This is a genomic window from Kitasatospora sp. NPDC090308 (assembly GCF_044769485.1).
Classification (GTDB): Bacteria; Actinomycetota; Actinomycetes; order Streptomycetales; family Streptomycetaceae; genus Kitasatospora; species Kitasatospora fiedleri.
The window spans coordinates 548,583-561,765 of record NZ_JBIVXY010000001.1 but is presented as its reverse complement, the minus strand read 5'-3'; the positions used below and the strand labels follow the sequence as shown (position 1 = coordinate 561,765).

At 75.4% G+C, this 13,183-nt stretch carries 12 protein-coding genes and 2 pseudogenes; 9 read left to right on the top strand and 5 right to left on the bottom strand.

Annotated elements, in window-relative coordinates:
• Positions 1 to 25 precede the first annotated feature (25 nt).
• Together ACIQVD_RS02415 and ACIQVD_RS02410 are read left to right on the top strand one after the other, a co-directional pair.
• A pseudogene (locus ACIQVD_RS02415) lies at positions 26 to 1,804 on the top strand (carbohydrate binding domain-containing protein); the annotation flags it as partial.
• A 90-nt stretch (positions 1,805 to 1,894) separates the two neighbouring features.
• Positions 1,895 to 2,161, top strand: a pseudogene (locus tag ACIQVD_RS02410) (carbohydrate-binding module family 20 domain-containing protein); the annotation flags it as partial.
• 140 nt (positions 2,162 to 2,301) lie between these two features.
• Here ACIQVD_RS02410 and ACIQVD_RS02405 read toward each other — a convergent pair.
• Positions 2,302 to 3,090: an SDR family oxidoreductase gene (locus ACIQVD_RS02405; protein ID WP_400686890.1), complete on the bottom strand. Its 789-nt coding sequence runs from the start codon at positions 3,088 to 3,090 to the stop codon at positions 2,302 to 2,304.
• 330 nt (positions 3,091 to 3,420) lie between these two features.
• Between ACIQVD_RS02405 and ACIQVD_RS02400 the strand changes: the two genes are divergently transcribed.
• The 5 genes from ACIQVD_RS02400 (at position 3,421) to ACIQVD_RS02380 (ending at position 8,223) form a co-directional block, all read left to right on the top strand.
• Positions 3,421 to 4,455, top strand: a complete 1,035-nt coding sequence (locus ACIQVD_RS02400; RefSeq protein WP_402285418.1) for an alpha/beta hydrolase — start codon at positions 3,421 to 3,423, stop codon at positions 4,453 to 4,455.
• A 201-nt stretch (positions 4,456 to 4,656) separates the two neighbouring features.
• Complete coding sequence (locus ACIQVD_RS02395) at positions 4,657 to 5,400, top strand: hemerythrin domain-containing protein (RefSeq protein WP_402285415.1); 744 nt, start codon at positions 4,657 to 4,659, stop codon at positions 5,398 to 5,400.
• A 92-nt stretch (positions 5,401 to 5,492) separates the two neighbouring features.
• Entirely contained in the window at positions 5,493 to 6,227 is a 735-nt protein-coding gene (locus ACIQVD_RS02390; protein WP_402285412.1) for a TetR family transcriptional regulator, read from the top strand.
• A gap of 131 nt (positions 6,228 to 6,358) precedes the next feature.
• Entirely contained in the window at positions 6,359 to 7,114 is a 756-nt protein-coding gene (locus tag ACIQVD_RS02385; RefSeq protein WP_400686908.1) for an SDR family NAD(P)-dependent oxidoreductase, read from the top strand.
• 68 nt (positions 7,115 to 7,182) lie between these two features.
• Positions 7,183 to 8,223 (top strand): NAD(P)-dependent alcohol dehydrogenase, encoded by a 1,041-nt coding sequence (locus ACIQVD_RS02380; RefSeq protein WP_402285410.1) that lies wholly within the window; start codon positions 7,183 to 7,185, stop codon positions 8,221 to 8,223.
• A gap of 114 nt (positions 8,224 to 8,337) precedes the next feature.
• Here the strand turns inward: ACIQVD_RS02380 and ACIQVD_RS02375 are convergent, their stop codons facing one another.
• Complete coding sequence (locus ACIQVD_RS02375; RefSeq protein ID WP_100835920.1) at positions 8,338 to 8,811, bottom strand: pyridoxamine 5'-phosphate oxidase family protein; 474 nt, start codon at positions 8,809 to 8,811, stop codon at positions 8,338 to 8,340.
• Positions 8,812 to 8,881: 70 nt separating this feature from the next.
• Here ACIQVD_RS02375 and ACIQVD_RS02370 point away from each other — a divergent pair, with 70 nt between their 5' ends.
• Positions 8,882 to 9,433 carry a DUF1697 domain-containing protein gene (locus tag ACIQVD_RS02370; protein WP_400686912.1) on the top strand — a complete coding sequence of 184 codons (552 nt, stop codon included), beginning with the start codon at positions 8,882 to 8,884 and terminating at the stop codon, positions 9,431 to 9,433.
• Positions 9,434 to 9,453: 20 nt separating this feature from the next.
• Here the strand turns inward: ACIQVD_RS02370 and ACIQVD_RS02365 are convergent, their stop codons facing one another.
• Positions 9,454 to 10,521: a helix-turn-helix transcriptional regulator gene (locus tag ACIQVD_RS02365; RefSeq protein ID WP_402285406.1), complete on the bottom strand. Its 1,068-nt coding sequence runs from the start codon at positions 10,519 to 10,521 to the stop codon at positions 9,454 to 9,456.
• Positions 10,522 to 10,723: 202 nt separating this feature from the next.
• Between ACIQVD_RS02365 and ACIQVD_RS02360 the strand changes: the two genes are divergently transcribed.
• Positions 10,724 to 11,122, top strand: a complete 399-nt coding sequence (locus tag ACIQVD_RS02360) for a VOC family protein (protein WP_402285403.1) — start codon at positions 10,724 to 10,726, stop codon at positions 11,120 to 11,122.
• Between the two features lie 141 nt (positions 11,123 to 11,263).
• On the opposite strand, the gene ACIQVD_RS02355 is transcribed toward ACIQVD_RS02360, so the two are convergent.
• Together ACIQVD_RS02355 and ACIQVD_RS02350 are read right to left on the bottom strand one after the other, a co-directional pair.
• Positions 11,264 to 12,163: a siderophore-interacting protein gene (locus tag ACIQVD_RS02355; RefSeq protein WP_402285400.1), complete on the bottom strand. Its 900-nt coding sequence runs from the start codon at positions 12,161 to 12,163 to the stop codon at positions 11,264 to 11,266.
• Positions 12,164 to 12,400: 237 nt separating this feature from the next.
• Entirely contained in the window at positions 12,401 to 12,760 is a 360-nt protein-coding gene (locus ACIQVD_RS02350; RefSeq protein WP_402285398.1) for an arsenate reductase family protein, read from the bottom strand.
• Positions 12,761 to 13,183 lie beyond the last annotated feature (423 nt).

The following is a 13,183-nucleotide window of genomic DNA, read 5'->3' as shown; positions in this document are numbered from 1 at the left end:
CCGGGCTTCCCCCAGGAGTGCTCCCTTGCCCCTCTCCGCCCCCCTCGGCGGCCGGCGCCTCGCCGCCGCCGCCACCGCGCTCGCGGCGCTCGGCCTCTCGGTCGGCGCCGGGCTCTCGCTCGCGCCCACCGCCACCGCCACTCCGCCCGGTGGCAAGGACGTCACCGCCACCCTGTTCGAGTGGAAGTTCGACTCGGTGGCCAAGGCGTGCACCGACACGCTCGGCCCCAAGGGCTACGGCTCCGTCGAGGTCTCCCCGGCCGAGGAGCACATCCAGGGCGCCCAGTGGTGGACCTCCTACCAGCCCGTCAGCTACAAGATCGCCGGCCGGCTCGGCGACCGCGCCTCGTTCCAGCGCATGGTCGGCACCTGCCACGCCGCGGGCGTCAAGGTGATCGCCGACGCGGTGATCAACCACATGAGCGCGGGCAGCGGCACCGGCACCAGCGGCACCGCCTACGGCAAGTACACCTACCCCGGCTATTACCAGGACCAGGACTTCCACTCCTGCCGGACCTCGATCAGCAACTACGGCGACCGCTCCAACGTGCAGAACTGCGAGCTGGTCGGCCTGGCCGACCTCGACACCGGCTCCGGCTACGTCCGGCAGACCATCGCCGACTACCTGAACGACCTGCTGTCCCTGGGCGTCGACGGCTTCCGGATCGACGCCGCCAAGCACATCGCCGCGAGCGACCTGGCCGCGATCAAGTCCAAGGTGAGCAACCCGAACGCCTACTGGGTGCAGGAGGTCATCTACGGCGCGGGCGAGGCCGTCCAGCCCGGCGAGTACACCGGCAACGGCGACGTGGACGAGTTCCGCTCCGCGACCTGGCTCAAGAGCGCCTTCAACGGCGGGCGGATCTCCGACCTGCAGAGCTGGGGCAGCGGCCTGCTCGGCTCCGCCCAGGCCCGCACCTTCGTCGACAACTGGGACACCGAGCGCAACGGCTCGACCCTGACCTACAAGTACGGCTCCGCCTACACGCTGGCCAACGTCTTCCTGCTGGCCGACCCCTACGGCTCGCCGAACGTCTACTCCGGCTACGCCTTCGGCGGCAACGACGACGGCCCGCCCAACGGCGGCACCGTCAACGCCTGCTACCAGGACGGCTGGAACTGCACCCACGCCTGGCGCCAGGTCGCCAACATGGTCGGCTTCCGCAACGCGGTCTCCGGCACCGGCATGACCGACTGGTGGTCCAACGGCAACAACGCGATCGCCTTCGGCCGCGGCAGCAAGGGCTACGTGGCGATCAACCGCGAGTCCGGCGCGATCACCCAGACCTTCCGGACCTCGCTGCCGGCCGGCGTCTACTGCGACGTCCAGCACGGCGACCCGGTGAACGGCGGCGGCTGCACCGGCCCGACCTACACCGTCGGCGCGGACGGCAGGTTCACCGCCACCGTCGGCGCGGGCGACGCGGTCGCCCTGTACGTCGGCGCCGGCGGCGGCAACAGCGCCACGCCCACCCCGTCCGCCTCCGCCTCGCCGTCCGCCTCCGCTTCGCCGTCCGTCCCGCCGACCGGCGGCAACAGCGCCACCGTCTTCTACTCGACGGACCGGAACTGGTCGGCCTACGACCTGCACTACGCGCCCAACGGCGGCAGTTGGACCACCGTCCCCGGCGTGGCCATGGACGCGGCCTGCACCGGCTGGGTGAAGAAGACCGTCAGCCTGGGCGGCGCCACCGGCCTGGCCGCCACCTTCAACAACGGCAACGGCACCTGGGACAACAACGGCGGCGGCAACTACGCCCTCGGCACCGGCAGCGTCACCGTCAAGGACGGCGCGGTCGGCAGCGGCGACCCGTGCGGCACCGCCACCGCCTCCCCGTCGACCTCGGCGTCCGCCTCCCCGCCGACCGGCTCCGGCGCCTCCTTCGCGGTCAACGCCACCACCGCGGTCGGCCAGAACGTCTACCTGGTCGGCGACGCGGCCGGGCTGGGCGGCTGGGACACCGCGAAGGCGCTGCCGCTCTCCGCCGCCGCCTACCCGGTGTGGAAGTTGGACGTGGCGCTCGGCGCGGGCACCGCGATCCAGTACAAGTACATCCGCAAGGACGCGGCCGGGAACGTCACCTGGGAGAGCGGCGCCAACCGCACCGCGACCGTCCCGGCCACCGGCCGGGTCACGCTGAACGACACCTGGCGCGGCTGATCCCGGCCGGGCGCCCGGACCCGACGCCGGAGGCATCGGGCGGGTGCGCACCGCCACCCCCGTCCCGGACGTCGAACTGCGCGGCGGACGCTGGGGCGGACACCTCGAACGAGTCCGCCCCGGCGCGCCGCTCCCGCCGCTCAGCCGCGGCCGATGTACGGCATCGCGGTGGCCATCACCGTGGCGAACTGGACGTTCGCCTCCAGCGGCAGCTCCGCCATGTGGCGCACCGTCCGGGCCACGTCCGCGACGTCCATGGTCGGCTCCGGCACGGTCCGCCCGTCCGCCTGCCGCACCCCCGCGCCCATCGCCGCCGTCATGTCGGTGGCCGCGTTGCCGATGTCGATCTGCCCGCAGGCGATCCGGTACGGGCGGCCCTCCAGCGACAGGGCGCGGGTCAGGCCGGTGACGGCGTGCTTGGTCGCGGTGTAGGCGATCGCGCACGGGCGGGGGACGTGGGCGGAGATCGAGCCGTTGTTGACGATCCGTCCGCCCCGCGGGTCCTGGTCCCGCATCCGGCGGAACGCGGCCTGCGCGCAGAGGAACGCGCCGGTCAGGTTGACGTCGACCACGGCCCGCCAGTCGGCCGCCGCGACCTCCTCGACCGGGGCGGACGGGCCGAACATCCCGGCGTTGTTGAACAGCAGGTCGATCCGGCCGAAGTGCCCGGCCGCCGCGTCGAACAGCGCCTCCACCTGACGCTCGTCGGTGACGTCGGCGGGCACCGCCAGCGCGCGGTCCGGCCCGAGCCCGGCGGCGGTCTCCGCCAGCGGGTCGGCCCGGCGGCCGGCCAGCACCACCCGCCAGCCGGCCGAGGCGAGCTCTCGGGCCACGGCGCGGCCGACGCCGCTGCCCGCACCGGTGATCACGGCAACCTGCTGGGACACGCGCACACTCCTCGGGACGGTTCCGGAACACGGAACCCCCATGATCGCCGGGCCGGGGCGCCGGGTCAGCCGGAGGATCGTCCGAGCCCGGCCCGGCGCGCCGCGGCCGGCCGCCGCGACACGCCGACCGGCGGGCCCGCGCACCCCCGCCGACCGGCCGGAACCACCCCCGCCGACCGGCGGATTGTCGGCCCGGACGCAACCGGCCCCGAGAGCGGCACGTCATAGGATCACGGGAGGCCCGGACCGCCGCCGCACGCGCGGCCGGGGCCGTACCCGGGGTGTGCCGGTGACAGTCGCGGCCCGTCCCCGACCCTCACTGACCAGGGCCCGGACCCGGCCGCCGGGCCGGCCCCGCCCGGAGAGAGCACCGTGCTGCCGCAGCCCCGCCCCGCCGTCCGCCACCCGCTGGCGGCCGCCGCCCTGCTCGCCCTCGCCGTCCCGCTCGCCGCCTGCGGCAGCTCCGGCAGCGGCGCCGACTCCGCCCGGGCCGCGATCTCCACCGGCCAGAACTCCGCCGCCGCGTCCGCCGCCGCGCCGCCCAGCAGCGCACCGCCGAAGCCGTCCAAGGTGCTGATGCCGACCGGCCCGGCCGCCCACTTCTCCACGGCCCGCGACACCAAGGCCGGTCCGATCCTGATGACCACGCTGGCCGGGCCCAAGTCCGGGGTCAGCGGCAAGGTCTGGGTCTGGCTGCCGCCGCAGTACGACGACCCCGCGTACGCGAAGACCGGCTTCCCGGTGCTCACCCTGTACGCGGGCGGGCAGAGCGCCGGGTACAACACCTGGACCGACAACCAGCTGCCGATCCAGGAGGCCGACCAGCAGATGGCCGCCCAGGGCAAGGCCCACCCGTTCATCATGATCATGCCGGTGCAGAACCTGGACTCCGACGAGGCCAAGGCGCTGGAGTGCGCCGACATCCCCGGCCAGCCGAAGATCGGCACCTGGATGTCCCAGGACATCCCGGACTTCGTCCGCGCCAACTTCCGCACCCTCAGGGGCCGGGACGGCTGGGCCGTGATGGGCGCCTCCACCGGCGCGTTCTGCAGCGCGAAGCTCGCCCTCCAGCACCCCGACGTGTTCAAGGCCGCGGTGCCGATCGACGGCTACTGGAACCCCGACTCGCCGCTCTGGAAGGGCCACGAGCAGGAGCGCCTGGCCAACAGCCCCGACCAGCTGATCGGCGCCGGCGCCGCCGACGTGCGGATGCTGGCCACCGCGGGCGGCGCCAACCCGTACGAGACCAAGCTGGTGAAGAACTGGGTCGCCAAGGCCAAGGCCCCCACCACCGTGGAGTACTACGAGCAGCCCGGCGGCAAGCACCTCACCTCGGACTTCAAGAAGATGATCCCCACCACGCTGGAGTGGCTGACCGCCAACACCGCCGGACCGGAGTCCGACTGACGACCCGCCGGAACGGGGTGCAACTCCGTCAGAACCGTCCACCGAGGCCCGTAAAACGCTCTGACCTGCACATCAATCGGTCGTTCATTCGACCCTGATGGACTGTGGTCACCCTGGAGCCGTGGACCGGAGAACTGGACCGGGGCGGCCGCACCGCGGCCCCCGCTCCGGCCAGCCCCAGACCGTCGTGAAGAGAGCGCCATGTCCCGTCACCTGCTGCCCGTCGGCCCCGCGACCGCCCCCGCCCGGCAGGACCGGGCACCCGCCGCGGCGGTCGAACCCGCCCGGGTGGTCGAGCCCCTCCCGTTCGCCGGCCTGCGCCTGGTGCACGCCGCCGTCCGGCGCGACCTGGCCCGCATCCCGCAGGCGCTGCGCCTGCTCCAGCCCGAGGACCGCGAGTCGGCCGACGCGCTCAAGCGGCACTGGGACTTCGTCACCGCCATGGTCACCTGCCACCACGAGCAGCAGGACACCCGGCTCTGGCCGGTGCTGCGCCGCTTCGCGCCCGAGCTGCGGCTGCTGCTCAACTGGCTGGAGTCCGACCACCACAACCTCGACCAGTGCTTCACCCGCACCACCACCCTGGTCGGCATCGCCACCCGCGACCCGGCCAGCGCCTGGCCGGTCTCCTACGCGGTCGAGGAGCTGGCCGCCCGGGTGGAGACCCACCTGCGGATCGAGGAGCGCCAGCTGCTGCCCCGGATGGCGGGCGTCTTCCAGCCCGGCTCCCGGATCGGCACCCTGCCCGAACTGCTCGACCTGCTGCGGATCGCCGACGGCCCGTCCGCGTCCGACGCCCTGGTGTGGCTGCTGGAGGGCGTCCACCCGGAGCAGGTCGACCGGCTGCTCGCCGACTGCGACGACGAGACGGTCCGCCACTGGCCGCACTGGCGCGACACGTACGCCCGCTGCACCGACCGGCTGTGGGGGCCGGCCGGGCAGTAGCCGGCCTCCGGGGGGCGGGCCGACCGATCGGGTCGTGATGTCCCGGCGGGACTGATGTCCCGCCGGGACATTTTCAGGAGTATGGTGGGGCCATGAGCACCGACCGGTCCGCACCGCGCGCCGAGTCCGCGCCCGCCGACACCTTGGGCGTCCCCGGGCCGCGCGGCACCGACGAACCCGCTGCGTACGTCGCCGCGCCGCCCGGGGCGGGGCCGTCCCGGGAGGAGCGCGGGCGGCGCGACCGCAAGGCCCGCCGCACCCGCGAGACGATGGCCGCCGCCGCGCTGCGCCTCACCCTGGCGCACGGCTTCGCCGCCCTCGCCGTGGAGGACGTCACGGACGCCGCCGACGTCTCCCGCCGCACCTTCAGCCGCCACTTCGGCTCCCGCGAGGACGCCGTCCTGGACTGCCTGCGCGCCGACTTCGCCCGGATCAACGAGGCGCTCGCCGCCCGGCCCGCCACCGAACCGCCGGTCGCCGCCTACCGGGCCGCCGTCGCCGCCTGGCTGCACGACCCCGACCCCGAGCACCCCGCCTGGCACCGCCGTCCCGGCATGCGCGACCTGTTCGTCCTGATCGACGAGGAGCCCGCGCTGACCGCCGCGTTCCGGCGGATCGCGGTCACCGAGGAGGAGCGCTCGATCCGGCTGGTCGCCGCCCGGCTCGGCCTGCACCCGGAGACCGACCTGCGGCCCGCCGTCGCCGTCGGCCTCGGCGTGGCCGCCCTGCACGCCGCCACCCGCACCTGGGTGCGCGACCCCGCGGGCGACCTGCCCACCCTGCTCGACCGCGCCTTCGACCTGGCCGCGGCCGAACCCCCGAGCTGACCGCCCCCGGACCGGCCGACCCGGGCCGCTCCCGGGCCGCCCGACCCCCGCAGACCACCCGCCGGCCACCCGCCGGACGGGAACAGCACCACCCGCGCCCACCCGCGCGCGGCGTACGAGAGGAACCACCCATGACCACCCAGGAGTTCGCCGGCCGCACCGCCCTCGTCACCGGAGGCGCCTCCGGCATCGGCCTGGCCACCGCCACCCTGCTCGCCGAGCGCGGTGCCGACGTCGCCGTCGCCGACTACAACCTGGACGGCGCCCGCGCGGCCGTCGCCGCGCTGGAGGCCACCGGCGCGAAGGCGCTGGCCGTGCAGCTCGACGTCACCGACCCGGCCTCGGTCGAGGCCGCCGTCCGCGCCACCGTGGACGGCCTCGGCCCGCTCAGCCTCGCCGTCAACAACGCGGGCATCGGCGGCCCGGTCGCCCCCACCGGCGAGTACGACCCCGAGGCGTGGCGCCGGGTGCTCGCCACCAACCTGGACGGCGTCTTCTACTCGCTGCGCTACGAACTGCCGGAGATCCTGGCGGCCGGCGGCGGCTCGGTCGTCAACATGGCCTCCATCCTCGGCACCAACGGCTTCGCCGGCTCGCCCGCGTACGTGGCCGCCAAGCACGGCGTGGTCGGCCTCACCAAGACCGCCGCGATCGAGTACGCCCCGCAGGGCGTGCGGGTCAACGCGGTCGGCCCCGGCTTCATCGACACCCCGCTGCTCAAGGACACCGACCCCGAGGGCCGCGAGCTGCTGATCTCGCTGCACCCCGCCGGGCGCCTCGGCCGGGCCGAGGAGGTCGCCGAGCTGACCGTCTTCCTGCTGTCCGACCGGGCGTCCTTCGTCACCGGCAGCTACCACCTGGTCGACGGCGGCTACGCCGCCCGCTGAGCCACCGCCGGGGGTTCCGTTCCGGGGGGTTTCCGTTCCGGGGGTCCGCGCGCAGAGGAGCGTCGAACATGAAGGCAGTCCAGTACCGCACCGTCGGCGGCCACCCCGAGGTGGTCACCGTCCCCGATCCCGAGCCCGGCCCCGGGCAGGTCCTGCTCAAGGTCACCGCCGCCGGGGTCTGCCACTCCGACATCGCCGTGATGAGCTGGTCGGCCGAGCAGCTGCCGTTCCCGCTGCCGCTGACCCTCGGCCACGAGGGCGTCGGCACGATCGCCGCGCTCGGCGCGGGCGTCACCGGCTTCACCGAGGGCGAGTCGGTCGCCGTGTACGGCCCGTGGGGCTGCGGCAGCTGCGCCAAGTGCGCGGAGGGCAAGGAGAACTACTGCCTGCGCGCCACCGAACTGGGCATCCGGCCGCCCGGGCTGGGCGCGCCCGGCGCGATGGCCGAGTACCTGGTGGTCGACGACCCGCGCCACCTCGTCCCGCTCGGCGACCTCGACCCGGTCCGCACCGTCCCGCTCACCGACGCCGGGCTGACGCCGTACCACGCGATCAAGCGCTCGCTGCCGAAGCTGGTGCCCGGCTCCACGGCCGTGGTGATCGGCACCGGCGGCCTCGGGCACGTGGCGATCCAGCTGCTGCGGGCGATGACCGCGGCCCGGGTGATCGCGCTCGACGTCACCGAGGAGAAGCTCGCGCTGGCCCGCACCGTGGGCGCGCACGAGGCGGTGCTCTCGGACGGCGCGGCGGCCGGCAAGGTGCGCGAACTCACCGCCGGGCTGGGCGCGCAGGCCGTCTTCGACTTCGTCGGCGCCCTGCCCACCACGGCCCTGGCCGGGCAGCTGGTCGCCGTCGAGGGCGACGTCACCCTGGTGGGCATCGGCGGCGGCAGCCTGGCGGTCGGCTTCGGCGTGCTGCCGTACGAGGTCTCCGTCACCTCCCCGTACTGGGGCAGCCGGGCCGAGCTGATCGAGGTCCTCGACCTGGCCCGGGCCGGCGCGGTCGACGTGCACGTCGAGACGTACGGCATCGACGAGGCGCCGCTCGCCTACGAACGGCTGCACGCGGGCAAGATCAACGGCCGCGCGGTGATCCTCCCCAACGGCTGACGGCCGGGTGCTCCGGCGGTCCTGCGGTTCCGCGGTCTCGCGGTTCCGCGGCGGTGGCCCCTCGTCCTGGAAGGGGGGCCACCGGTGTGCCGGGTGCCACCGCCGTGCCGTGCGCTACCGGCGTTCGACGACCCGGACGGCCTCGCCCGGGCGCCAGCTGCTGATCACCAGGTGGTCGTCCGCGACCTCGGTCAGCACCGCCCCGGTGAGCTCCAGCCGGAACGCGTGGTACGGGCCGGGCGGCGGCCCGGGCAGTGCCGCCTCGTACGCCGCGATCTCCGCCGGGTCGGTCAACTCGACGGCGCGCAACGAGAGTTTGGCGTCGCCGCCGACCATGTCGGTGCCGGGCCCGGGGTTGGAGTGCAGCGCGCAGCGGCCGTCCCGGCGCAGGTCGGCCGCCTTGACCGCGCCGGCCATCGAACCGAGGAACAGCTCGGGCCCCTGGAAGTCGACCTCGGTGCCGCTCACCCGGGGCGAGCCGTCCCGGGTGAGGGTGGCGAGGACGTGGTGCTTGTGCGCCTCGAAACGGGCCCGGACCCGCTGGGCGAGGTCGGGGGCCTGCTGCTCGAACTCCTGCCAGGTCGTCATGGCGCGCAGTGTAGGCGGTGGGACCGACAGTTCCCGGGACGTGTCGGCGGCCCGGCCTACACTCGGCCGCATGGAGACCTACATCGCCTTCCTGCGGGCGGTCAACGTCGGCGGACGCACCGTGACGATGGACCGGCTGCGGGAGCTGTTCGCGGGGCTCGGCCTGGAGGGCGTGCGGACGTACATCCAGAGCGGGAACGTGTTCTTCCGCAGCGCGGAGACCGACCGGGCGGCGCTGGCGGCCCGGATCGAGGCGGGCCTGGCGGCCGGGCTCGGGTACCCGGTGCCGGTGATGCTGCGGACGGTCGAGGAGGTCGAGGCGCTGCTCGCGCTCGACCCGTTCGCCGGGGTGGAGCCCGGTGAGGACAGGCGGCTGTGCGTGCTGTTCCTGTCCGAGCCGCTGCCGCCCGAGGTCGCGACCGCGCTGCCGGTCGCCTCGCCGAAGGGCGACTGGGAGCTGATCGGCGCCACGGCGGACGCGGCGTTCGTGGTGATGTACCTGCGCAACGGCCGGCTGAACGGCAACCCGGCCACCGCCTTCCCCAAGTCCTACACCGGGCAGGCGACTTCGCGGTTCTTCCACACCACCGCGAAGATCGCCGCCGCGGCCCGCAAGGGCTGAGCGCCCGGGGGCGGTTCGATTCAGTCGCCGGGAGGCCGGGCCGCGGCGGCGAGCCGATCGGCCAACGCGGCGACCAGGCGGCGGAGTTCGGCCGGTTCCTCGATCGTGAACGGGCGGTCGATGGCCGCCAACGCGGCCGGGAGCCAGTCGAGTTCGGCGACCCGCAGTTCGACGTCCGACCAGCCTTCGACGTCCGGTCCGCCGGGGTTCGACCCGCCTGGGTTCGGTCCGCCGGGGTTCGTCCTGTCGAGGTCCGGTCCGTCGATCAGGGCCAGGCCGGGCGGCAGGTGCCGGTGGATCCGGTCGGCGTCCGCGCGGATCCGCAGCCGGACGCGGTGCCGGTGCGGGGCGGTGGCCAGCGCGTGCAGGACGCGCGCGGCCGGGTCCGGCCCGGCCGGCGGGTCGAAGGTGCCTGGCAGCGGGCGGGGCGCGGCCAGCCGGTCGAGGCGGAACAGGCGCTCCGCGTCGGCGCCGGTGTCCCGCCCGGTCAGGTACCAGCGGCCCGCGTGCAGCACCAGCCCGTGCGGCTCGACGGCCCGTTCACCGGTGCGGCCGTCCGCGGCGGTGTAGCGGAAGGCCAGCGGACGGCGGTGGCGCACCGCGTCGGCGACGGTCAGCAGCGCCGCCGGATCGGGCGCGGCGGGGGTGGCGGGGGCGGCCGTGGTGGCTGCGGGGGCCGGGGGAGCGGGCGCGGGGGTGAAGGCCAGTGCCTCCAGCAGGGCGTCCAGCCGGTGGGCGAGCCGACGGGGCAGCACCCGGCGGATCTTCGCGGCGGCCGTCTCGCCCGCGGTCGCGGACGCGGCGGACAGCCCCGCCCGCCCGGCGGCGACCAGGCCGAACAGGGCGGCCAGCGCCTCCTCGTCGGTCAGCATCAGCGGCGGCATCCGGTGTCCGGGCGCGAGCCGGTAGCCGCCGTACCGCCCGCGGACCGACTCCACCGGCAGGTCGAGGTCGACCAGGTGCGCGACGTACCGGCGGACGGTGCGCTCGTCCACCTCCAGGCGTTCGGCCAGCTCGGCGACGGTGCGGATACCGCCGGACTGCAGCAGCTCCAGCAGGGTGAGCACGCGGGCCACGGGTCGGGTCATGCCGACGATTCTCCTCCGATCCCTGCCCGATACCGGGCGGATACTGTCCGGTATCGCCGTTAGCGTCGGTATCGACCGCACCGGAACACCGGCCCGGACGCCGCTCCTCCCGCCTGCTCGCCTGTCGGGCCGGGGCCGGGGGCGGAGCGGCACCGGGACCGGCCGCACCGGATCACCGCACCGACCGCACGGGAGCCCCCGCATGCACCTCGTCTCCGTCCGACTGATCACCGCCGACGTCGACCGCCTGGTCGCGTTCTACGAGCGGGCCACCGGCCTGACCGCCGTCCGGGCCACCCCCGACTTCGCCGAACTCCGCACGCCCGCCGGGACGTTGGCGATCAGCAGCACCCGTACCGTGCCGCTGTTCGCGCCTGGCTCGGCCGAGCCGGCCGCGAACCGCAGCGCCATCGTCGAGTTCCTGGTCGAGGACGTCGACCTGCTGCACCGCCGACTGGCCGACGGCGGCGCGGAGTTCGTCAGCGGACCGACCACCCTGCCGTGGGGCAACCGCTCACTGCTGCTCCGCGACCCGGACGGCACGCTGGTCAACTTCTTCACGCCGGTGACGGCGGAGGCCCGCGCCAGGCAGGGTGTCTGACGTAACGTCAGGAAGACTTCCGCTGCTGGAGAGTGTGCAACCACACCGGCGGCAGGGCCGTCTCCGCGTCGCCCGGCGGGCCGGTCCGCTGCTTCGGCTGGGCCTCCAGGCGGCGGGCGGCGGCGGTGCGGGCGGCGGCGCTCAGTTGCCCTGGAGTTGGCGGAGGGTCTCCTGGGCGTCGGCGAGGTCCTCGGGGGTGGGGGCGTCGTCCTGGGTGAGGCGGGTGCGCCAGTAGCCGGTGGAGTGGACGGTGGGGCGGGGGAGGCGGCGGTCCTCGATCAGGTGGCGGCGCAGGGCGCGGACGGTGGTGGCCTCGCCGGCCAGCCAGGCGGGGCCGGGGGTGGGCGGGAGTTCGGCGGTGCGCAGGGCGGCGAGCAGGCGGGCGCCGTGGGGGGCGTCCCCGCGGTGGACCCAGTGGGCGGTCAACTCGCCGAAGCCGAGCAGGGGTTGCTCCTCCTCGGGGCCGGCCACCTCGATCCAGGCGTGCGCCCGGGCGCCGGCCGGCAGGGCCTCGACCAGGGTGCCGAGGGCGGGCAGCGCGGACTCGTCGCAGGCGAACAGCAGCGGCAGGCCGCCGTCCAGCGGGAACGGGCGGGCGAACTCGGGGGAGGGCCCGAACATCGCCAGCACCTGCCCGGGCCGGGCCTGCGCGGCCCACGCGGCGGCCGGTCCGCCCGCCCCGGGCGCCCCGCCCGCTCCGGGCGCTCCGGCCGTCCCGGCCGGGCCGTGCAGGACGAAGTCGACGTCCACGGTGTGGAGTTCGGCGTCGTGGGCGCGCAGGGTGAAGGAGCGCATCCACGGGCGGCGGTCCTCGGGGACGGCGTGGCAGGCGTGGTACCAGCTCATCAGGTCCTGGCCGGGGGCCGGGACGGGGAGTTCGGGGGCGTCCTGGCCGGGGCGGGGGAAGTACAGCTTGACCTGCTGGTCGGGCCCGGCCAGGGCGAACCCGCCGGGCGGCAGCGCGAAGGTGACCCGGGCGGTCCGCGGCGTGGGCCGGTGCACCCCGGTGACGGTCAGACGGCGGATCGGCAGGTCGGACACGGTGCGCTCCCGGCAGGCTCGGGGGATGGACCGCCCCAGCCTGCCGGGGCCCGCTCACAGACCGCTGTCAGCCCGCTGTCACCGCCCGGAACGGGACCGGCCGCGGGCCCGCGCGGGACTCCGGCGCGCGAGGCGGCAGCGTACGGGCGGCAGCGCACGGGCGTCGGCGCACGGGCGGCAGCGCACGGGCGGCAGCGCACGGGTGTCGGCCCGGCAGGAGTCCCGGCGCGCGGAGCATCAGTGTGCGAGGACGTCCTTCAGCGCGTCCGGGGTGCGCCCGATCACGGTGTAGCCGTCGTCCGCGGTGATGATCGGCCGCTGGATCAGCGCCGGGTGCGCGGCCATCGCCGCCGTCCAGCGGGCCCGGTCGGCCTCCTCGCGGCCCCAGGAGCGCAGGCCCAGTTCCTTGGCCACGGCCTCGTCCAGCCGGGCCACGTCCCACGGCTCCAGGCCCAACCGGCCCAGCACTTCGGTGAGTTCGGCGGCCGTCGGCGGCTCGTCCAGGTAGCGGCGCACGGTGTACTCCACCCCGGCCGCGTCGAGTTCGCCCAGGGCGGTGCGGCACTTGCCACACCGCGGGTTGATCCAGATGTCCATGGCCGCCCAGCCTACCGAGCCCGGCCCGTCCGCCACCGCCGTCCGCCGCCCCCGCCGCTCACGGGCGGTGCACCAGCGGGGCGGGCGTCGGCCCCGCCACGTGGCGACTCCGGACCGGAGCGCGTCGGACTGCCGCGGGGGCGGGCCCGCGAAGGGCTCGGCCGACTCGCCGGGGACGACGATCCGCGCCCGCGGGGACGACGCACTCCACCGCGGAGAGGTCGTCCGCGCGGACGGCGTCGACCCGGTGGGCGCCGAGGAGGAAGGCGAGCACGGTCGGCCGGATCCACTGCCCGTGCCGCCCCCGGCCCCGGCGTCCCCCGGCCCCGGCGTCCTCGCATTCCCGTGCCCACCGGCTTTCCCGGTGACCCGGCTCACAGCACGTCCCCCTGCCCGGCCGGAACAGGTCCAAGGTCCCGAGCC

Excerpts from the sequence above, each read along its gene's own strand:
- ACIQVD_RS02370 (WP_400686912.1), top strand. The coding sequence starts at position 8,882 with ATGGAGACCTACATCGCCTTCCTGCGGGCGGTCAACGTCGGCGGACGC.
- ACIQVD_RS02365 (WP_402285406.1), bottom strand. The coding sequence starts at position 10,521 with ATGACCCGACCCGTGGCCCGCGTGCTCACCCTGCTGGAGCTGCTGCAG.
- ACIQVD_RS02360 (WP_402285403.1), top strand. The coding sequence starts at position 10,724 with ATGCACCTCGTCTCCGTCCGACTGATCACCGCCGACGTCGACCGCCTG.
- ACIQVD_RS02390 (WP_402285412.1), top strand. The coding sequence starts at position 5,493 with ATGAGCACCGACCGGTCCGCACCGCGCGCCGAGTCCGCGCCCGCCGAC.
- ACIQVD_RS02375 (WP_100835920.1), bottom strand. The coding sequence starts at position 8,811 with ATGACGACCTGGCAGGAGTTCGAGCAGCAGGCCCCCGACCTCGCCCAG.
- ACIQVD_RS02350 (WP_402285398.1), bottom strand. The coding sequence starts at position 12,760 with ATGGACATCTGGATCAACCCGCGGTGTGGCAAGTGCCGCACCGCCCTG.
- ACIQVD_RS02395 (WP_402285415.1), top strand. The coding sequence starts at position 4,657 with ATGTCCCGTCACCTGCTGCCCGTCGGCCCCGCGACCGCCCCCGCCCGG.
- ACIQVD_RS02385 (WP_400686908.1), top strand. The coding sequence starts at position 6,359 with ATGACCACCCAGGAGTTCGCCGGCCGCACCGCCCTCGTCACCGGAGGC.
- ACIQVD_RS02405 (WP_400686890.1), bottom strand. The coding sequence starts at position 3,090 with ATGGGGGTTCCGTGTTCCGGAACCGTCCCGAGGAGTGTGCGCGTGTCC.
- ACIQVD_RS02380 (WP_402285410.1), top strand. The coding sequence starts at position 7,183 with ATGAAGGCAGTCCAGTACCGCACCGTCGGCGGCCACCCCGAGGTGGTC.